Raw genomic sequence first — 19948 nt, forward strand, 5'->3', positions numbered from 1 at the left:
CGGTGACGAGCGCGGTACGGGCCGGCATGACCGGCGCCACGGCACTGCGGGGCTGCGGCCCCGTTGCCTGGGGCCACTTCGCACGGTGACAGTCCCGTGGGCTGCTGGCATTCAGTCGAAGGCCGGATGCAGCTCCGGTCGGGATTCCCACCAGGCTTGGAAGAACGTGTTGTTCGGGATGCTGTCGAGGTACGCGCGAGCCACCGCACGGAACAGCAGGCCGGCGCGTGGTTCGGAGATCGCGGCCCGGTTCCAGGCAAGCCGGATGCGGCCGATGATCGGGTCGCCGGCCAACGGTCGGAGCACTGTGCCCTCGACGTGCGGCGAGGTGGGCTGGCACAGGGAGACGGCTCGTCCGGCGGCGATCAGTTCCCACCGCATTCGGCGGTCGGCGATCCGGTAGCGCAGCTTCGGTGTGAACCCGGCTCGTCGGCAAGCATCCGTCATAGCCTCGGGTCCGCCATCACCGTCATCGGTCAACGTCGTCCAGGTCTCGCCCGCGAGGTCGGCAAGTTCGATTTCCTTCTGCCCGGCCAGTGGGTGGGAGGCCGACAGGCGCACGCATGCAGGTTCCTTCGGTATGAGGGTGCGCACCGCCACACCGTCGGTTAGCGGCACCTCGTGGTCCGCGACCTCTCCGAACAGGATCGCGTCGTACTGTCCGGCCTGGAGCATGCGCATGAGCGCGGGCGCCGAGTGCTCGATGGTGATGTCGATTTCGTGGTCGGGCAGTTCCGTCTCCAGACGCCCGAACAACTGGTCCACCAGGACGAGCAGGATGCACCCGAGCCGCAGTGTCGGGTGCGGAGCGGCGGCTCGCGTCCCGGCGGTCAGGGCGTCCATTTCGCCGAGCACCCGGCGGGCCGCCGACAGCACGAACTCGCCCAGCGGCGTCGGTGCAACCCCGGACGCGCTGCGGACGAACAGCTCCCCGCCCGCCACTCGTTCGATACGGCGCAACTGCGCGGAAAGGGCGGGCTGGGACACCCCGAGCCGCGCTGCTGCACGCCCCACGCTACCTGCCTCCGCCACCTGGAGGACAGCTTCCAGATGCCTCAGCTCTAGCTGCATTTCTCCAGCATATGCAGGCACAGCAGCTGAGTTGAAGGGCTCCGGCGACGCAATCCATAACACCCGTCTTATAGGCGATGAGATGTCCCCTCTATGGCATGCACACACCCATACTTGGCCCATCCCCACCCCCCCTGAATACCCGGAGCAGAAGTGCAACCCACCAGACTCACGGCGGCCCTCGCCACCCTTGCCCTGACGGCGGGCCTCGCCTGCACACTGGCGACCACCGCCACCGCGGCAGACCGGAGCGCCGACAACGCCCCCCGAGGTTTGCACCACGGCGCCCTGGAAGCCAAGCTCAGCCCGGCCGAGAGCAAGGCGCTCGTCCGCAAGGCCGAGGACAAGAGCGCTGACACCGCTCGCACCCTCGGCCTCGGCACGAAGGAGAAGCTGGTCGTCAAGGACGTCGTGAAGGACAACGACGGCACCCTGCACACGCGCTACGAGCGCACCTACGCCGGCCTGCCCGTTCTCGGCGGCGACCTGGTCGTGCACACCGCACCCGCGTCGCAGGCGTCCGGCACGGTGGCCACGACCTTCAACACCAAGCGCGACATCCGCGTCGCCTCCACCACCGCCTCCCTGACCAAGGCGGAGGCCGAGACCAAGGCGCTCAAGACGGCCCGCACACTGGATGCCCGGCAGCCCGCTACTGAAAGCGCCCGCAAGGTCGTCTGGGCCGGCAGCGGTACCCCCAGACTTGCCTGGGAGACGGTGATCGGCGGCCTGCAGGACGACGGCACCCCGAGCCGCCTGCACGTGATCACCGACGCGGACACCGGCAAGGAGATCACCCGCTACCAGGACATCAAGACCGGCACCGGAAACACCCAGTACAGCGGCTCCGTCACGCTGGACACCACGCGGTCCGGTTCGACGTACCAGCTCTACGACACCACGCGCGGCGGCCACAAGACCTACAGTCTCAACAACGCCACGTCGGGCACCGGCACCCTGATGACCGATACCGACGACGTCTGGGGCACCGGCTCAGGCTCGCACACGCAGACCGCGGGCGCGGACGCCGCCTACGGCGCGCAGGAGACCTGGGACTTCTTCAAGGAGACGTTCGGCCGCAGCGGCATACGCAACGACGGCGTCGCCGCCTACTCCCGCGTCCACTACGGCAACGCCTACGTGAATGCGTACTGGGACGACAGCTGCTTCTGCATGACCTACGGTGACGGCTCGGGCAACACCCACGCACTGACCGCGCTGGACATAGCCGGCCACGAGATGAGCCACGGCGTCACCTCCAACACCGCGGGCCTCACCTACAGCGGGGAGTCCGGCGGCCTCAACGAGGCCACCTCGGACATCTTCGGCGCGGGTGTGGAGTTCTACGCCGACAACAGCACGGACGTCGGCGACTACCTCGTGGGTGAGAAGGTCGACATCAACAGCAACGGCTCGCCGCTGCGCTACATGGACAAGCCCAGCAAGGACGGAAACTCGGCGGACAGCTGGTACTCCGGCGTAGGCAATCTCGACGTGCACTACTCCTCGGGCCCCGCGAACCACATGTTCTACCTGCTCTCCGAGGGCAGCGGCAGCAAGACGATCAACGGCGTCACCTACAACAGCCCGACCGCCGACGGCGTCGCCGTCACCGGCATCGGCCGCGACGCCGCCCTGAAGATCTGGTACAAGGCGCTGACCTCGTACATGACGTCCAGCACCAACTACGCCGGCGCCCGCACCGCCGCCCTCAACGCCGCGTCCGCGCTCTACGGCACCAACTCCGCCCAGTACGCGGCCGTCGGCAACGCCTTCGCCGGCATCAACGTGGGCAGCCACATCGACCCACCGGTCGGCGGCGTCGCCGTGACCAACCCGGGCAGCCAGTCCTCCACTGTCGACACCGCCGTCAGCCTCCAGGTCCAGGCGAGCAGCACCAACAGCGGCTCCCTGGCCTACAACGCCTCCGGCCTGCCCACCGGCCTGTCGATCAACGCCTCGACCGGCCTGATCTCCGGAACGCCCACCACGGCCGGGACCTACACCATTACCCTCACGGTGACCGACTCCACCGGTGCCACCGGCACCACGACCTTCACCTGGAAGATCAGCACCAGCGGCGGGGACGGCGGCTGCACCGCGGCTCAACTGCTGACCAATCCAGGCTTCGAATCCGGCAACACCGGCTGGACCAACAGCGACGTCATCAACAACGACCTTCGTGAGCCGGCCCATGGCGGTTCCTACACGGCCTGGCTCAACGGCTGGGGCTCCGCACACACCGACACCTTGTCCCAGACCGTGACGATCCCCGCAGGCTGCAAGGCGACCCTGTCCTTCTACCTGCACATCGACACCACGGAGTTCTACGCCGGCGTATACGACAAGCTGACCGTCACCGCGGGATCCAAGACCCTCGCGACGTACTCCAACGCCGATGCGGCCTCCGGCTACGCCAAGAAGTCCTTCGATCTCTCCTCGCTGGCGGGCCAGACGGTGACCCTGAAGTTCACCGGCGTCGAAGACGCGTACCTCGTGACCAACTTCGTCGTGGACGACACCTCCCTGACAACCAGCTGAGCGTTCGGCCGGCACGTCGCCGTGCCGGCCGGTGACACACGCGGAAGCCCCGGCCAACACAGAGAGGTACTGCCGTGATCATGCCGGAAAGCTCTACCGATGAGCCTGACAACGCTCTCGTCTCCCGAATGGTGTCCCGCCGCCGCATGCTCCTGCTGGGCGGAGCGGTCGGCGCCGTAGCCCTCGGCGGCGCCGCCGTCGCGAACGCCGCCAGCCGCAACACCGCCGACGCCGGCTTCCTCGACTCGGTGAAAACGACCGCCGCTGCCTCCACCACCTGCATGTCGCTGACCACGGAGCAGATCGAAGGCCCCTACTACATCGACTACGAGCTCTTCCGTAAGGACGTGGTCGAGGACCGCACGGGTATCCCGCTCCTCCTCGTGCTGCGCGTGGTGGACAGCGCGACCTGCCGTCCCTTCCGCAACTCCGCCATAGAAATCTGGCACTGCGACGCTTCCGGCGTCTACTCCGGCTACACCCAGAACGGTAACGGAGGCGGCGGGGGCACACCTCCCGGCCCGCCGCCCACCGGAACGCCGACGGCTCCTCCGGACGGTCCGGGCGGTCCGGGCGGTCACGCCCCCCCGACCGACGACCTCACGTGGCTGCGCGGCATTCAGATGACCGACGCTCAGGGGTTCGTTACCTTCCGGACCGTCTTCCCCGGCTGGTATGCCGGTCGCGCCGTCCACATCCACACCAAGGTCCACACCGGCGGCTCGCGCACCTCCGACGGCTACACCGGCGGACGCGCCTGCCACACCGGGCAGTTCTACCTTCCCGAAGAGGCGGTCAACGCGACCTCGAACACCGAGCCCTACTCTGCGAACACCATCACCCGGATAACCCTCGACAACGACTCCATCTATCCGGGGACCGGCCCCCAGGGCGGCCTGCTCAATCTCAACTACGACAAAAAGCACATCGAGCGCGGCGTCATCGGACACATCACGATGGCAGTCGATCCCAACGCCACCCATGACGGCCAAGGAACACCCGGCGGCCCCGCCCCCACGACCACCTCGTAGCCCTCGCCCTGACGCGACGACACCAGCGACTCGACAGCCCCCGGCGGCCCAGACACCGAAAGGAGTCTGGGCCGCCGCCCTCGCGCTCTACCCGAAGCCGAGACAAGATCGAGAAACCGCTTCGAACTTGCGGACGCGCTGCTTGGCGGGCAGCGCACCTGCCACGTGAGGTAATCCCGGGGCACGCCACTTCCTGGGACACACAGGAGCTGCCCGGCGGAACGCCCTGCCAAGCTCTCCTCAAGCAGCACGAGGGGCCCAAATTCGGCGGGGTTCGGCACGTCGATTCTGTTCGGGGCTTCCTTCTCTTGCCAGCACTATGTCTCAGTCTCGACCGTCCGGGAGAACGTAACGTCGGCATCGGTGGCGCACAACTCTCCACAGAGATGCCAGGCGTGGCTCCGCCCGTCTGGAGGCTTTCTGTGTACGGAGCACTTCGTCGGACATGCCGCTGCCTGTGCAGGAGACCTGATCGACACGGAATGACTCCCACACCTCGCCCAGCATCAACCGCTCAGTGATCCCATGGCCAAAGCTTCCGTCGAGTCGCCCAAATGAGATGACTTCTTAGTACACCGCGCGCTCCCGCACCAACGTCGTCTTCTTCCCGGGGGATGTTCCTGGACACGCTCGTGCGAGGATTCCTCGACCAGCAGCGCATGCCACTCGCGTACGGCGGGGGAGCCGACTGGGGACTGGTGATGCACGACATATCCAGCTGGGAGTGCGGCGAGTACGACCTCGCCGATTACGGACGGCGGCGAACTCGATGTCTTCGTGACCGAGCCGTGCTGGGCCAAGGCCCGCGGGCCCTCGTTCCAGTACTACCAGCACGTGCGCCTGATCACGGGCTTCAGCTTCGAGACTTCATGGAGATTCCTCACTCGGCTCTCCGCCTTGGAGAGCCAGTCCACTCCCGACAACGACGCGCACCCTCGCGAGGTGATCGCCCAACCGTGGGCATAACCGCCGGCTGGACAACCTGGTGACCGGTCCCGGACCGGTTCTCGGGAGACCTGTCTCGCCCTGCCGTGGCCGCGCAAGGCGTCATGCGCAGACCTCATGGACGGCGGCCCCCTGAATCCCGCACGCCTCCGGTCCACCCCGACGGAGCCCGCCCAACCCCGGGTACTAAGAGCGGCCTAGCAGTCACTTTGGGTTACCATGCTGCTTTCGGGGCTCCGCGCGCAGTGAGAGGGAGTGGCGACATGGACGAAGCAGCCACGCCTGCCCGCAAAGCCTTCGAGGCAGGTGAGATCGTCAAGATCGTGGACGGGCCGTTCGCCGAGTTCAACGGAGAGATCGAGGACGTCAGCTATGAGAAGAGCCGCCTCGGGATCTCCATCCTCATCTTCGGTAAGCCGACCTCCGTGGAGCTCGACTTCGGCCAGGTGGAAAAGGTGTGAGAATGGCTGGCCCGCACTACGCAGGCGGGTGGCGTCCTCTGGACTGCGCCGCCCTCGGAGCGTCCTCCGACGAAAGGGCCGAGGGGACTACCAGCCCGCCGTTGCGGCGTGCCCGCCATGCGCTCCGACAGCGGCGGGCACGCCGCTCCGTGAAGCGCACGGGCCCCCGGCGCCCCCGGTGGGGTGCGGGGGCCCGTGGCGGGTGGGGTGGTTAGGGGATGATGACGTGGAAGGGTTCGTCGGTGGCGGTGCCGTTGACTCCTGTGAGTACGGAGAAGGTGCGGTCGACGTCGGCTCCGTCGGGAACGCGGGTGTAGATCTCGCTGCCCCAGTCCGCGTCCTGCCTCAGACAGACGACGGGAACGGACCGGTCGAGGGCGATCTCCTCGTTGACGGTGACCGAGTACCGGCCGGCACCGGTCCGCTTGATCTCCACCACGCCCTTGGACCTGACCGCTGTGCCGTCCTTACTGATCGTTTCAGAATGAGACTTGGTCTGACGTCTGACCGAGATCGCGTTCAGCAGGCGATGGAACGGGTTGCCCCGGTTGGCGCGTTGGCTCGACAGGACTCTGGAAGGAGAACCTTGTCGAGTTTGAGCTTCCCGTCGACGCGGGCGGTCGGACGCGGGGCAGCCTGGTACCGCGGGGACTGCCATGTTCACTCCCTCCACTCGGACGGGGAACTCTCCCCCGAAGAGTTGGCCGTCCGGGCGAGGGCGGCCAGGCTCGACTTCATCGCGACTACGGAGCACAACTCAGCCGCGGCCCCGGGGGTGTGGGGGCATCTGGCCGCCGATGACTTCTTGATCCTTCTCGGCGAGGAGGTGACCACGAAGACCGGGCACTGGCTCGCGCTTGGCCTCGATCCCGGCGAGGTCGTCGACTGGAACCACCAGGTCAGGGACGGACTGGTGGACAAATGCCTGGACCAGGTCCACCGAGCAGGGGGCCTGTGCGTGGCCGCACACCCGCATGCGCCCTACCCCTCGGGCGACTTCATGTTCCCCTTCCCTGGCTTCGACGTAGTGGAGGTATGGAATGGAATGTGGACTTCGGACCGGCCCTGGAATGCCGACAACGAGGCGGCCCTGGCCGAATGGGGTCGGAGCCTTGCGACGGACCTTCGCACGGGCTCGTGGCGGCCTGCGATGGGCAACAGCGATACCCACTTGGAAGGGCAGATCGGGATCCCTCACACCGTGGTCTTCGCTGAGGAACTGAGCACAGGGGCAGTGCTGGCCGGGATCTGCGCCGGCCGCAGCTGGATCGCCGAGTCGGCGGATGTGGACGTGTCGTTCACCGCCCATGCGGCCGGCCGCGTTGCCGGGGTGGGCGAGCGGCTCGCGACTCAGGGTGGGCAGGTGGAAGTGCATGCGGCAGTACGGGGTGTGCCGGCGGGGACCGTCAGCTTCCACACCGATCGAGGAAAGGTCCACCGAGCCCCCCTCCCCGATGACGGGCCGGGAGCGGTGCAGTGGGACACGACAGCGGAGCAGTCAGCGTTCGTCCGCATCGAGGTCCGACATCACAGCAGGCACGTCGCCGCACTCACCAATCCGATCATCCTCAACTGACCGCTCATATCATCGTGCGGTCCGCAGGCGGCGGAGGCACATGAGGCTGCGTGCCAGTTCGAGCAAGCCCTGATGAAGGCCGGCGCGTCGTTCGTAGCGAATCCGGAGTCGTTTGAACTGGTGCAGCCAGGCGAAGGCCCGTTCCACCACCCAGCGGACTTTGCCGAGTCCTGATCCGTGGACGACGCCGCGTCGGGCGATCATCGGCTTGATGCCGCGCTTCCACAGGAGGCGGCGGTATTTGTCGAAGTCGTAGACCCGGTCGGCATACAGGTGCCGCGGCTTGCGGCGAGGCCGTCCTCGTAGTCCCCGGATCGGCGGGATCGCTCGAGTAGCGGCAGTAGCTGGGTGACGTCGTGGCGGTTGCCGCCGGTGAGCGTGACGGCGAGCGGGGTTCCATGCCGGTCGACTATCAGGTGGTGCTTGGAGCCGGGCCGGGCGCGGTCGACTGGCGAGGGGCCGACGTGAGCCCCCCTTTTAGGGCCCGAACATGCGAGCCGTCAACAGCGCAATGTTCAAGATCCAGCAGGTCGGCGCGGCGCAGTTCGGTCAGCAGGGCTGCGTGCAGGCGCGGCCAGACGCCAGCCTCGGTCCAGTCTCGAAGGCGGCGCCAGGCCGTCACCCCGGAGCAGCCGACCGTTTCGGCCGGGACATCACGCCAGGCGACGCCAGTCCGCAGTACGTACATCACCCCGGTGAGGGCCGCCCGGTCGGGAACACGCAGTCGCCCGGGGTGGCGGCGGCGTCGCTCAGGAGCGGGTGGCAGGAGCGGAGCCACCCGCTCCCACAAGTCATCCGGAACAAGATCAGCACGCAACCGGACACCTTGACGACCAAGATCGCTAGATGCAAGACCCGCGGTTCAACTCATTCTGAAACGATCAATAAGTCGCGGGCGGCCGCGCCGCTGCCAGTGTGATCCACCTCCTCGCCGCCGAGTACAGCCCCGCCCCGGGCTCGCACCGGCGGCCGATCCGCGCAGTTGACTGGGGAGGCGAGGAGCGCGGTGATTTACGAAAGTGTTTCGTCACTGGTGGATTCCATCTCCTTGTCGCGGGTGTGAATGGCGTGTCAGTGTCCCGGTTCATCAGGCAGGTAGTCCTAGCCGTACCGGTCCGAAATCCTTTCGGGGAATCCGCCCGCCTGATCTGTGGACAGAGCACGGCCGAGAGAAGCGGGACAAGAACATGCACGGGAACCTGGGACCGGGTGGAGCAAAAAGCCGTACGCGCGAGGCGAAGGGGCGGCGCTTCCTCATGCCGGCGGTTGCTGTGGCGGCGGCGCTCAGCCTCGCGGCGTGCGGCTCTTCGGGCCCGTCCGCGGCCACGTCGGACAAGGGCCTGACCATGTGGGCGCTGACGGATCAGACGATCCTCAAGGAGTCCGTGGACGCCTACAACAAGGACCACCCCGACGAGAAGATCACCCTGAGGCTGTTCGCCAACGACGACTACAAGCAGAAGCTGCGGGTGGCCTTCGGCGCGAACCAGGCCCCGGACCTGTTCTTCAACTGGGGCGGTGGGGCCCTGAACGACTACGTCGAGGCAGGAAAGGTCGAGCCGCTCACGGATAGGCAGGTCAACCTGCTGCGCTTCATGCCCAGCGTGCTGAAGAGCGCGGCATTCAGCGGGAAGACATACGGCGTCCCGGCCAACGGGCTGGCCCCGGTGGTCCTCTACTACAACAAGAAGGTACTGAAGGACGCGGGTGTCGAGCCGCCCAAGACCTACGACGATCTGTCGTCTGCTGTGAAGAAGCTCAAGGGCAAGGGAGTCACTCCGCTCTCCCTCGCGGCCAACTCGAAGTGGCCGACCATGATGTACCTGGAATACCTGCTCGACCGCGAGGGCGGCGCCGAGGTGTTCCAGAAGATCGCCGCCAACGGCTCCGAGGACTGGAAGAGCCCGGCGGTCACCAAGGCCAACGCCCGGCTCCAGGAACTCGTGAAGGCCGGAGCCTTCGGCAAGAACGCCTCCTCCGTCGGCTACGACCAGGGCGCCTCCACAGCCCTGCTCTACACCGACAAGGCCGGCATGGAACTGATGGGCACGTGGGAGTACGCCAACCTGGTCAAGGCCGCGCCGGACTTCGTCAAGAAGGACCTCGGTTACGTCGCCTTCCCCGCCGTCTCCTCGGGAGCGGGTGATCCCAAGAATGTCGTCGGCAATCCTTCGAACTTCCTGTCGCTGAACTCGGACAGCAAGAACAAGACCGAGGCTCTGGACTACCTGAAGAACTACGCCATGAACGAGCAGCAGATCGACAGCTACCTTGCCGCGGGCAGCGTGCCGCCCGTCAACAAGTTGGAGGACAAGCTGGCACAGACGAAGTCGGCCGCCGACAAGCAGTGGCTGACCTTCGTCTACGGGCTGGTCGAGAAGGCACCGAACTTCCAGCTCTCCTGGGACCAGGACCTTCCGTCGAGCCAGGCGGATCCGCTGCTGACCAACGTGGACAAGTCGTTCCTGGGCGAGATCAAGCCCGAGCAGTTCGGTAAGAACATGAGCGAGGCGTCGAAGTAATGACCGCCGTTGCTCGTACGCCGTGTCCGGCCGCGCCGCACAGGGCGCGGCCGGACACGACCCGCGCGGGTCGACGCGGCCTGAGCGGTCTGCTCATGGCCGCTCCCGCGCTCCTCCTGTTCGGCCTCTTCGCCCTGATCCCACTCGGGGGCGTGGTGGTGCTCAGCCTCACCAGCTGGGACGGCCTCGGATCCATCAGCTGGGCCGGCCTGTCCAACTGGAGCGGCGTCCTGACCGACGGCACTACCTGGCAGGCGCTGTGGCTCACGGCCAAGGTCATGGTGGTCAGCTGGCTGGTCCAGACACCGCTGGCCCTTGCACTCGGGCTCTTCCAGGCACCCCGGGGCCGGACGCGCGCCTTCTTCGCGGTGCTCTGGTTCCTGCCGCTCCTGCTGTCCGCGGTGGCGATCGGCCTGACCTGGCAGGCGCTGCTCGATCCCTCCTTCGGCATCGGCTCCACCCCCGGCCTGCACTGGCTGGCCCGTCCGCTGCTCGGTTCGCCCGACCTGGCTCTGTACACGGTGATCTTCGTGATCGCCTGGCAGTTCGTCCCCTTCCATGCGCTGCTGTACCAGGCCGGTATCCGGCAGATCCCGGTATCCCTGTACGAGGCTGCTGCCATCGACGGCGCCGGCGTGATGACCCGCCTCCTGCGGATCACACTGCCGCAGCTGAAGTACACGCTCGTCACGTCAAGCACGCTCATGCTGGTGGGCTCACTGACCTACTTCGACCTCATCTTTGTTCTCTCGGGTGGCACGGGCGGACCAGGCACCGCGACCCGCGTACTGCCCCTGGCCATGTACATCACCGGGTTCCAGGCGCACGACATGGGCCGGGCCAGCGCACTGGCCACGCTCCTGGTGCTCTTCGGCCTGGGCCTGTCCATGATCACCACCCGCCTGTCCGGCTTCACCCGGATGGACAGCCAGCAGGAGGGCATGTGAGCACCACCTCGACTGCACGCGGACGCCACCAGGCCACCCGGCCGCCGGTGCAGGCCGCCGCCCGTTCGCGACGGGGCGGCAAGCCGCTGCGCCGCACGCTCTCCGGCGTCGCCGCTCTGGGATGGACGGCACTGGCCGTCGTCCCCGTGTACTGGCTGGTCGTGACCAGCTTGCGGACCCGCACGGACTTCACCACCGACAGCCCGCTGGCCCTGCCCAGCAGCCCGACCCTGGAGAACTACAAGACCGTCCTGAACGGTGAGTTCACCACCTACCTGATCAACAGCGTCCTCGTCACCGTCGTCACCGTGGCGGTCACCCTGGTCGTCGCCCTCATGGCGGCCTTCACGGTCGTGCGGTATTCCAATCCGTGGTCGCGCCTGTCCTTCCGGCTCTACCTGCTCGGACTGGCCATCCCCCTGCAGGCAGTGATCATCCCCGTATACCTGCTGATCATCCGCCTGCAGATGTACGACAGTCTCCCGGCGATCGTTCTGCCTTCCGCGGCGTTCGCACTGCCCGTGACCGTGATGATCCTGGTCAGCTTCCTGCGGGACATCCCCCGCTCGCTGTTCGAGGCAATGGTGGTCGACGGGGCCGGGGACTGGCGGATGTTGTTCTCCCTCGTAGCACCGATGGCCCGTCCGGCTCTGGTGACGGTAGCCGTCTACGACGGTCTTCAGGTCTGGAACGGGTTCCTGTTCCCCCTGATCCTCACCCAGAGCGGCGACAAGGCTGTGCTGCCGCTCGCGCTGACCCTCTACCGGGGCCAGTTCGGCATCGACGTCCCCGCGACGATGGCCGCGGTGGTCCTTTCCACCCTGCCCATGCTCGTCGTGTTCGTCCTGGCCAGAAGGCAACTGGTTGCCGGACTGACCGCCGGATTCTCCAAGTAGTCGCCCGAGGCAGGCCAGGCACCACGCCTGGCCCACTTCGGCATGCCCGAAAACCACTAGGAGCAGTACATGTCCACCACCACGCCGGACTTCAAGCTGCCGGAGTGCGAAACTCTCCCGCCGCCGGCAGGCGGCGACCGGCCATGGGCCGATCCGGACCTGCCGACGGACGAACGGGTCGAGGCACTCCTCGCTCGCCTCACCCTGGAGGAGAAGGTTGCCCAGCTGAGCAGCAGCTGGGAGGACGTCGAGCCCTCCGGCCCCGAGGTGGCCCCCGGAACCAGCCTCTTCGAACGGGTAGGCGATCTCACCGAGACCGCCAGGAACGGTCTGGGACAGCTGACCCGGCCCTACGGGACCGTGCCGCGACATGCCCTCGACCACGCCCGGCTCCTCGCCGAGCGGCAGAGGCAGATCATGGCCCAGAGCAGGTTCGCCATCCCCGCAATGACCCACGACGAGTGCCTGACCGGCTTCACCGCCTACGGCGCCACGATTTACCCCACCTCGCTGGCCATGGCCGCCACTTTCGATCCGCCACTCATCCGCCGCGTCGGCGCCGCCATCGGGGCGGACATGGCGGCCGCAGGTGTCCACCAGGGGCTCGCCCCCGTCGTCGACGTGATCCGTGACTACCGGTGGGGCCGCTGCGAGGAGACCTACGGCGAAGACCCGCACCTGACCGGGGAAATGGGCGAGGCATACGTTCTGGGCCTGCAGAGCGACGGTGTGTATGCCACTTTGAAGCACTTCGCCGGCTACTCCGATTCCATGGGCGGCCGCAACCACGCACCCGCGAACATCGGGCGCCGCCAACTGACCGACGTCATCCTCCCTCCCTTCGAGCGGCTGGTCTGCGCCGGCGTTCGCTCGGTCATGAACTCGTACGCCGAAATCGACGGAGAGGCCCCCGCCGCCAGCCGCTGGCTGCTGACCGAGGTCCTGCGCGAGCAGTGGGGTTTCGAGGGCACCGTCGTATCCGACTACTGGTCGCTGCCCTTCCTGGTCAACGCCCATCGAGTGGCGGCCGACCTCCCCGCAGCCGGGGCGCTGGCCCTGGCTGCGGGCATGGACGTCGAACTGCCCGACCAGCGCGGCTTCGGTGACGCCCTGATCGCCGCCGTGAACAACGGGCTGGCCCAGGAGGCCGACGTCGACCGAGCGGTGCGCCGGGTACTGCGGCAGAAGACCGAACTCGGTCTCCTCGACCCGGACTGGGACCCCGAGCCTCCCGCGCTGCGCGCGGGGGAACTCGAACTCGACAAGCCCGAGAACCGCTCCCTCGCCCGTTCCGTTGCCCGCTCCAGTGCGGTCCTGCTGTCGAACGACGGCACCCTTCCCCTGCCGTCCACGGGACGGATCGCTCTGATCGGTCCGTGCGTCGACGACGTACGGACCATGTTCGGCTGCTACAGCTTCCCCAACCACGTCCTGTCCAACCGCGACGACCTTGGCAACGGTGTCACCGCCGTATCACTGCGCAGCGCGCTGGCCGCACAGTTCCCGGACGTCATGTGGGAGGTCGCCCAGGGGTGCCCGATCCGGGATCTCGACCGGTCGGGCATCGAATCCGCGGCAGCGATCGCCGTTGCCGCCGACCTCACCGTCCTGGTCGTCGGCGACAAACCTGGCATGTTCGGCATCGGGACGTCCGGCGAGGGCTGTGACGTCGAGGACCTGCGGCTACCGGGCGCCCAGGAGGATCTGGTCGAAGCCGTGCTTGCCACGGGAAAACCCGTCGTCCTTGTGATCAACAGCGGCCGCCCGTACGCTGTGGGCCGCTTCGCGGCCACCGCCGCCGCCATGGTGCAGGTCTTCCTGCCGGGGGAGGAGGGCGGCCACGCCCTGGCCGAACTCCTCTCAGGCGTGGCAAATTTCAGCGGCAAGCTGCCGGTGCAGATACCGAACTCGCCGGCTGGACAGCCCTACACCTACCTGCATCCGCCCCTGGGCGACCGCCAGAGCGCGCTGTCCAACCTCGACCCCACCCCGGCCTTCCCCTTCGGGCACGGCCTGTCATACACCACCTTCACGGTCGCAGACCTGGAGGCCGATTGCAGCGACGTCCCCAGCGACGGAGGGTTCGTGGCGTCGGTGCGTGTGAGGAACACTGGCGCGCGCGTCGGCGCCGAGACGGTCCAGCTGTACTTCACCGACCCGCTCGCCCAGGTCACCCGGCCGGTGCGGGCACTGCTCGCCTTCGTCAAGGTCCACCTGGAACCCGGAGAGGAGGCCACGGTCCGCTTCGACGTCCACACCGACCGGCTCGCCTTCACCGGACGGGCCGGCCACCGGATCGTCGAGCCCGGCGAGATCCAGCTGTACGCCGGGTCCTCCAGTTCCGACACACCGGCTGAGGCCGTGGTGCGCGTGGTGGGCCGGGAGCGTGCCGTGCCTGTCGTCCGCAGGCACGGCGTGCCCGTAACGGTCGAACGGGGCTGAAGACCTGCGCAGGGCGGCCGGCCTTCGGGCCGGCCGCCCTCATTCGTTGCGTACGGCAGTCGATGTCCTGAGCACCAGTTCCGTCGCCAGCTCGATGCGCGACGAGACGGGCGGACGCCCGTCCGCCACTTGGAGCAGGACCCGCGTGGCCTCCCGCCCCAGTTCCTCGAAGGGCTGCCGGACCGCGCTCAGCGGCGGGCTTGCCATGGCTGCCACCAGCGTGTCGTCGAACGACATCACCGCCAGGTCCTCCGGAACCCGCCGCCCACGCTGCCGGGCCGCCTCCAGCACCCCCAGTGCCTGAGTGTCGCTGGCCGCGAACACGGCCGTAGGCGGAACCTCCGCCCCCAGAATCTGCGACGTGGCCGCCAGCGACTCGGCGTAGTCGAAATCCGTCGAACGCACCAGTGCCGGGTCGTAATCGATTCCGGCTTCCTCCAGGGCCGCCCGGTATCCGTGCAGCCGGGCAGCCCCGGCCAGCGAGTGCGAACGCCCCGCCACCATGCCGATGCGCCTGTGCCCGAGGCCGATGAGATGCTGCACCGCTTCTCGGGCACCGCTCCAGTTGGTGACCCCGATGCTCGGAATCTCCGCTGACGGAGCACTCAGCGGATCCACCAGCACGACGGGCAACTGCTCCTCGACGATCCGCCGTTGGTCATCCTCCGACAACATCGAGATGACGACGATCAGCCCGGCAGCGCCCAGCACCTCACACTCCTTCAGCCACTGCCCGATGGACCGACGCCCGGTAGTACCGGTCACCACGTGCACACCGAACTCCCCGGCCGCCTCGACGATCCCGCGCACCACCTCCAAGGTGTAGGGACCCGACAGGTCGCGGAACACCGCGATGATCTGCCGGGGCACCCGCGGATCGCGCTCCCAGGAGCGGATGTACCCGTGCCGGTCCAGCAGCTCCTCGACCCGGGCCCGGGTCCGCGTCCCCACGTCACGACGCCGGTGCACCACCTTGGACACGGTGCTCAGTGATACCCCCGCCTCCTGCGCGATGCTCGTCAGCAGCCCGTACTGCGCCTGAAGCCGCCCGCTGTCCTGAACCGTCACTGTCCCGCTTTCCTCACCGGCTGCGCGCCGGGCGTTGCACGTCAGCCCACACAACAGCAGCGGGCGCCGGCAGACAAGCCTGCGGCGCCCGCTGCGAGACGGCTACACCCGGCTCCACGCCTGAGTGGCGTGGCCGAGCGCCGTCCAGAGCTGGACCAGTGATCCGTTGCCGGTCCGCGAACCGCTGACGTCGATAGCCAGACCATTGGAGCGGTTGATCACCGAACCGTCCAGCCTGAACCACCATTTCTGGCTGGAGCTGCCGTTGCACGGCCACAAGATGAGCTTGGTCCCCGCCGCAGTGCCGTCACCGGCCGCGGCGAGGCACTTGCCCGCGACGCGGAGTTCGCCCGCGCCGGTCTGCGTGATGGTCTGGTTCGCGTTGCCGTTGCAGTCCCAGATCTGCACCTGCACCCCCGTCGCACCGCCCGGCACGTCCAGGCATCGGCCCGAGAGGCCGCCCTTGAGCGAGAAGGGCGCATCCGTGGGCAGGGCCTCCCGCACCAGGCGCCATTCCTGGGAATCGTCCGCGGACGGGTCCGTAGCCGCATCGATGGCCGTCCGCACATCGACGGCCGCGTCCGCGGCCGCGCCGGTCATGTACAGACTGCTGTCCCCGGAGGCTCGGAGCTTGTAGTAGCCGTCGCTGGAGGCAACCAGTGTCCACTGTTTGTCGCCGGCGCCGTCGTCGACCCACTGCGCGAGCTCGGCGCCCGCGGTCGCGGTGCCGCCCCAGATGCCGGCCGCCCGGCCACCCGCCTTGTTCAGCAGCGTCACCCTGCCGCCCACGTCGGTGAGGTGCCACCGCTGGGTGTCGTCTGCCGGTGACACCGGCCCGGTGACCAGGTCGGGAACGTTGCCGGTGAGGATGGCATCCTGCGTCCTGCCGCCCCGCGGAGTCAGTGCCTGCCCGGTGCGGCGATTGACGAGCGTGTAGTAGGCGCCGTCCGAGTGCCCGAGGTCGACCTCCCCGTACCGGACGGGACCGATACTGCCGCCCGCCCACGACGCCTGGAGGATCAGCACCCGGCCGGTGCCCTCGACGTACTGGAGGCCGCGGCTGTATCCGGCGGGCACCGGCGTCTGGTACTCCTTCCAGGTGCCGCTGCTCCGGCCGGTCTCGTTCACCCAGACGTTCCCGCTGCCGTTCGCGTTGTAGACGATGCGCCCGTCGGGCAGCGCCGAAAGCACGGGGCTGCCGCCCGTCGCGAGCCCTCTGCCCCCGGACGAAACAGGCAGGGCACCGACAGCGTCGTCCTGGGCGGCGTGGAACCCCAGCGGGTCGTCCCCCAGCCGGTAGCGGACGGTCGACCCTCCGCCCCAGTACTCGTACGTCATGAGCCACTTGCCGTCCGTGGTCGGCACGACGGTGGTCATGCCGGGGCGTCCGCCGCCGATCAGGTTCTTGACGCCGGACCACACGGTTTTGCCGGGTACGTCGACCACCGGGGTGCTCCAGGAGGCGGCCGTACCATCCCAGGTCCGGTGCGCCAGGATCTGGAGAGCGGGGTCCGGCGCGGTGTCGTTGTGCGGATCGAGAGCGGGCACACCGGTGGTGGTGTCGTAGCCGGTGTATTCGTTCTCGTCCGAGTAGTAGGCGATCAGCTTGCCGCCGCGGGCATACAGGTGAGGCTCCCAGACGGGGTCCTGCTGCTTGTTCGTGTTGGCGGCAGAGCGGCCCGTGCCGCCGTCGCCGCCCTGCCATCCGCCTGCCGCGATGATGTTCTCGAAGTTCCAGGTGGCGCCGTCGTCCGCGCTGGCATACAGGGCGAGCGAAACGTCCTTGCGGTCACCGTTGCCGGAGGGCTGCCAATCGGGGTCGGCGGCCTTGCGCTCCTTGTAGTAATAATCGTCGCCCGACACGACGCTCGCCAGCAGCAAGGTGCCGGCCTTCAGCTGCCCCACGTCGTGGGGCAGCACGTAGAGGTAGGGATTGGTCCAGTTGCTCGTGTACTTCGCGTACCGCGGGTCTGCGGACAAAGCGGCTGGTGCCTTCACGTCCGTGAGCTTCTGCCACGTCGTGCCGTGGTCGTCGCTCTTGTACAGCGGCATCGTCTGCCCGACCGGATCGCCCTGGCTGTTCTCGAACGCCGCCACGATCCGGCCGCTCGGCAGCTGTGCCGACTTGGGGTAGAGCACGCAAGGGCGCTTGTTGCACGTCGGGCTCTGCGCCACGTACAGGTCGGAAGGGCTTGGCTGGTACGCCGCCGCGCTCGGTGCCAGGGCGAGAGTGAGCGCTACTCCCAATCCTGCCGTGGTCGCCACCGCGAACGTTTTCCTTATCGAGTCAGATATCAACTGCGGCTCCTTCTAGCATGCGCGTGCCGGCGCCTGTCGTCGTGGCGGTCTGGGTGCACGCGGGTATCGCCTCGCGGCTTAAGGGGTGTCACCACGGCGCGCGGAAGAGGCGATGAGCCTCCGATGCGTGCGCTGGTTGGTGGCAAGTATCGGGACGGGACATCGCCATGTCACCGGTAACCTCACGAAAGCCTTTCGGACCTCTGGTGCGCCGGGGAATTGACACTGGACGACGGCGCACGTCCACCATTACGGCGCATACTCGGACTCGGACTCCGGACGCGCCGAGAGCCGCTCCCGGGGAGAATGCGGCGTGGAGATGGCTGGGCGAAACCCTTTCGGGACGGCGATCCCGAGCCCCTTCCGACGGTCCGTCCTATGGGCCGGCCCTCCACCCCCCACCGCGTTCATATTCAATGCGACGAGCAGCGGTCGCCGGCCCCAGCGGCTGAGCTCCCATAGCGGCGCCACCCGTCCACCCCTCCCTCCTCGGTTCGGGCCCCCAGTGCTGCGCCTCGGGCCGTCTATGACGCCGGTACCAGCGACCACTGCTGGTCCGCGGCCCCCGGTGTCGTTCCACTGGACCACCTGCGCGCCATCCGCAGTGGAGGGGGAGTCGACACCGAGTACCTTGCCGCAGCGGCGGTTGAGGAGCTTGTAGTACGAGCCGGTGGGCACGAGCGACCACTGCAGGCGTAGCTGCCGTCCTCGGACCGTTGCACCGCCGCGGCACCCCGGGGGGTGCTCGCCGCGTAGACACCGAGATTCAGCGCGCGGTTGTGGGCCCAGAACAGCGAGCGCAGCCCCAACACTGTTTGGGGGCCTTCCTCAACTGGGCCATGCAGATCCGCCATTGGCGATGCTTACTCTCCATTCCCGTGATGAAGGCCACCCGACGCGCCGCGCTCAGTGAAGACGAGCGCTTGGACTCCCTCGGCTGGCTGCTGACCGACCCGGACACGCCGAAGAAGCTCCGCGTCGCCGGCGTCACCGTTCTCCTCTACGCGGAACCCCTCACCGGATCGTCCGGCTCTACGTCGACGACGTGGTCCACGGCGGCGAACCAGTCCTCCTCCGGCTCGGGGAACCGGCCCCACCTGTCCCCGTCCCGGCCGCTTCCTGCCGCGGACTACATCGCCGACCGCGAGTACATGAACACAGCCACCAACCAGGCATCCCCCTGGCCGTTTCCCGACCGCCGGGCGGGTCAGCCCTTCCACCCCGATGACCTGTCCGCGTCCCTCATCGAGATCGGTGTTCCAGTGACTGCCGCTCGCGGCGCCGCCATCCGTCAACAACCCCTTGAGATGCCCGTTCCCCTGGTCGCGGACGCTCTCGGCTACCACGATAAGACCGGCACCCGCCTACTCAACGAGACCGACGGGACCTGGAGACGATACCCCGTTGGAGATCACACACGGTCACCAGAAGGCTGGGTTCCTCGGGGAACTGGCGACAGCGGAATAGGAGAGCCCAGCAGTACCGAGGCCGCTGTACGCCCGGCTTCTGCGCGCGAGGTGTCGTGGGCGAAGCGAGAGGCTGGAAGTGCCGAGTGTCAGCCATTTCCGGTGTCACTCATGTCGCCGGTCGGGCGGCTGCGGCCGGTCGTGGCGCAAGTTTCGGGCTCTCCGGTATGGAAGAACGACAGGAGTGCAAGAATTTTCGCCTGCTTAAACCGCGTCTGAACTGCTGATTAGTATGATTCTTCGATGGTTGGCTGAAAACTCTTGCTGAAAGTTGCACAAGGTCTCCGAGTGCGGCAAGGATCCGGGCATGGCATACCTCATGAAGCACAGATTGCGCCCCATCGCTCTCACCGCCACCGCTGCGGCAGGTCTCGTCATGACCCTGACCGCGGCCCCGTCCGCCGTGGCGGACACCGGGACGTTCGCGCCGGCATGTGTGGAGTCCTTCCAGAGCTGGCGCTACACCGACGTCCACAACACCTGTAACGACACGGTCTCCGTCACAGTTGAGTACACGAACAACCAATGGGCCCCGTGCCGCGTGCTCCAACCCGGCGAGTGGGCGACCTTCGCCGGCTACGGAACGGACGGCAATTACGTCACCGGGCTGCGAACCTGCGACCCCATCAGCGGCGCCTGAGTTGTAGCACTTCGCAGGCGAATCGGTACGCCGCGGGGTCGGAC

At 67.6% G+C, this 19948-nt stretch carries 15 protein-coding genes and 1 pseudogene; 10 read left to right on the top strand and 6 right to left on the bottom strand.

Features of this window, described 5'->3' with window-relative positions; all coding sequences use genetic code 11:
- Positions 1–111 precede the first annotated feature (111 nt).
- The gene (locus BLW14_RS32030) at positions 112–1071 is read right to left on the bottom strand and encodes a LysR family transcriptional regulator (RefSeq protein ID WP_093710546.1); all 960 of its coding nucleotides are present in this window, start codon (positions 1069–1071) and stop codon (positions 112–114) included.
- 153 nt (positions 1072–1224) lie between these two features.
- On the opposite strand from BLW14_RS32030, the gene BLW14_RS32035 reads away from it, so the two are divergent.
- The 3 genes from BLW14_RS32035 (at position 1225) to BLW14_RS32050 (ending at position 6049) form a co-directional block, all read left to right on the top strand.
- The gene (locus tag BLW14_RS32035) at positions 1225–3612 is read left to right on the top strand and encodes a M4 family metallopeptidase (protein ID WP_093710547.1); all 2388 of its coding nucleotides are present in this window, start codon (positions 1225–1227) and stop codon (positions 3610–3612) included.
- Between the two features lie 74 nt (positions 3613–3686).
- Positions 3687–4643 (top strand): intradiol ring-cleavage dioxygenase, encoded by a 957-nt coding sequence (locus BLW14_RS32040; protein WP_371128105.1) that lies wholly within the window; start codon positions 3687–3689, stop codon positions 4641–4643.
- A gap of 1208 nt (positions 4644–5851) precedes the next feature.
- Positions 5852–6049 carry a KOW motif-containing protein gene (locus BLW14_RS32050; RefSeq protein WP_177154176.1) on the top strand — a complete coding sequence of 66 codons (198 nt, stop codon included), beginning with the start codon at positions 5852–5854 and terminating at the stop codon, positions 6047–6049.
- A 211-nt stretch (positions 6050–6260) separates the two neighbouring features.
- Here BLW14_RS32050 and BLW14_RS32055 read toward each other — a convergent pair whose 3' ends face one another.
- A complete protein-coding gene (locus BLW14_RS32055; RefSeq protein ID WP_093710550.1) occupies positions 6261–6488 on the bottom strand; it encodes a hypothetical protein in 228 nt (75 codons plus the stop codon).
- A 90-nt stretch (positions 6489–6578) separates the two neighbouring features.
- Here BLW14_RS32055 and BLW14_RS32060 point away from each other — a divergent pair, with 90 nt between their 5' ends.
- Positions 6579–7625, top strand: a complete 1047-nt coding sequence (locus BLW14_RS32060) for a CehA/McbA family metallohydrolase (RefSeq protein ID WP_177154251.1) — start codon at positions 6579–6581, stop codon at positions 7623–7625.
- A gap of 9 nt (positions 7626–7634) precedes the next feature.
- Here the strand turns inward: BLW14_RS32060 and BLW14_RS32065 are convergent.
- Positions 7635–8442 (bottom strand): annotated as a pseudogene (locus BLW14_RS32065) (IS5 family transposase).
- 439 nt (positions 8443–8881) lie between these two features.
- Between BLW14_RS32065 and BLW14_RS32070 the strand changes: the two are divergent.
- From BLW14_RS32070 to BLW14_RS32085, 4 genes are all read left to right on the top strand, one after another.
- On the top strand, positions 8882–10147 hold the full coding sequence (locus tag BLW14_RS32070) for an extracellular solute-binding protein (protein ID WP_093710552.1): 1266 nt from the start codon (positions 8882–8884) through the stop codon (positions 10145–10147).
- A gap of 95 nt (positions 10148–10242) precedes the next feature.
- Entirely contained in the window at positions 10243–11094 is an 852-nt protein-coding gene (locus tag BLW14_RS32075) for a carbohydrate ABC transporter permease (RefSeq protein ID WP_093710553.1), read from the top strand.
- Positions 11091–11990: a carbohydrate ABC transporter permease gene (locus tag BLW14_RS32080; protein WP_218137694.1), complete on the top strand. Its 900-nt coding sequence runs from the start codon at positions 11091–11093 to the stop codon at positions 11988–11990. Before BLW14_RS32075 ends, BLW14_RS32080 begins: the two co-directional genes overlap by 4 nt.
- A gap of 69 nt (positions 11991–12059) precedes the next feature.
- The gene (locus BLW14_RS32085) at positions 12060–14432 is read left to right on the top strand and encodes a glycoside hydrolase family 3 N-terminal domain-containing protein (RefSeq protein WP_093710554.1); all 2373 of its coding nucleotides are present in this window, start codon (positions 12060–12062) and stop codon (positions 14430–14432) included.
- A 39-nt stretch (positions 14433–14471) separates the two neighbouring features.
- Here the strand turns inward: BLW14_RS32085 and BLW14_RS32090 are convergent, their stop codons facing one another.
- The 3 genes from BLW14_RS32090 to BLW14_RS35480 form a co-directional block, all read right to left on the bottom strand.
- A complete protein-coding gene (locus BLW14_RS32090) occupies positions 14472–15500 on the bottom strand; it encodes a LacI family DNA-binding transcriptional regulator (protein ID WP_093710555.1) in 1029 nt (342 codons plus the stop codon).
- Between the two features lie 102 nt (positions 15501–15602).
- Positions 15603–17639, bottom strand: a complete 2037-nt coding sequence (locus BLW14_RS32095; RefSeq protein ID WP_371128106.1) for an RICIN domain-containing protein — start codon at positions 17637–17639, stop codon at positions 15603–15605.
- A 408-nt stretch (positions 17640–18047) separates the two neighbouring features.
- Positions 18048–18476 (bottom strand): RICIN domain-containing protein, encoded by a 429-nt coding sequence (locus BLW14_RS35480; RefSeq protein ID WP_177154177.1) that lies wholly within the window; start codon positions 18474–18476, stop codon positions 18048–18050.
- Between the two features lie 200 nt (positions 18477–18676).
- On the opposite strand from BLW14_RS35480, the gene BLW14_RS34710 reads away from it, so the two are divergent.
- Positions 18677–19483 (top strand): hypothetical protein, encoded by an 807-nt coding sequence (locus BLW14_RS34710; protein WP_177154178.1) that lies wholly within the window; start codon positions 18677–18679, stop codon positions 19481–19483.
- A gap of 88 nt (positions 19484–19571) precedes the next feature.
- The gene (locus BLW14_RS32110; RefSeq protein ID WP_093710557.1) at positions 19572–19904 is read left to right on the top strand and encodes an alpha-amylase; all 333 of its coding nucleotides are present in this window, start codon (positions 19572–19574) and stop codon (positions 19902–19904) included.
- Positions 19905–19948 lie beyond the last annotated feature (44 nt).

The sequence above is a fragment of the Streptomyces sp. 2131.1 genome (genome assembly GCF_900105515.1).
Taxonomy (GTDB): Bacteria; Actinomycetota; Actinomycetes; order Streptomycetales; family Streptomycetaceae; genus Streptomyces; species Streptomyces drozdowiczii.

Bases quoted from the DNA above. Each gene is read 5' to 3' on its own strand.
- BLW14_RS32060 (WP_177154251.1), top strand. From the start codon at position 6,579: ATGGAACGGGTTGCCCCGGTTGGCGCGTTGGCTCGACAGGACTCTGGA.
- BLW14_RS32070 (WP_093710552.1), top strand. From the start codon at position 8,882: ATGCCGGCGGTTGCTGTGGCGGCGGCGCTCAGCCTCGCGGCGTGCGGC.
- BLW14_RS32110 (WP_093710557.1), top strand. From the start codon at position 19,572: ATGGCATACCTCATGAAGCACAGATTGCGCCCCATCGCTCTCACCGCC.
- BLW14_RS32075 (WP_093710553.1), top strand. From the start codon at position 10,243: ATGGCCGCTCCCGCGCTCCTCCTGTTCGGCCTCTTCGCCCTGATCCCA.
- BLW14_RS32030 (WP_093710546.1), bottom strand. From the start codon at position 1,071: ATGCAGCTAGAGCTGAGGCATCTGGAAGCTGTCCTCCAGGTGGCGGAG.
- BLW14_RS32050 (WP_177154176.1), top strand. From the start codon at position 5,852: ATGGACGAAGCAGCCACGCCTGCCCGCAAAGCCTTCGAGGCAGGTGAG.
- BLW14_RS32085 (WP_093710554.1), top strand. From the start codon at position 12,060: ATGTCCACCACCACGCCGGACTTCAAGCTGCCGGAGTGCGAAACTCTC.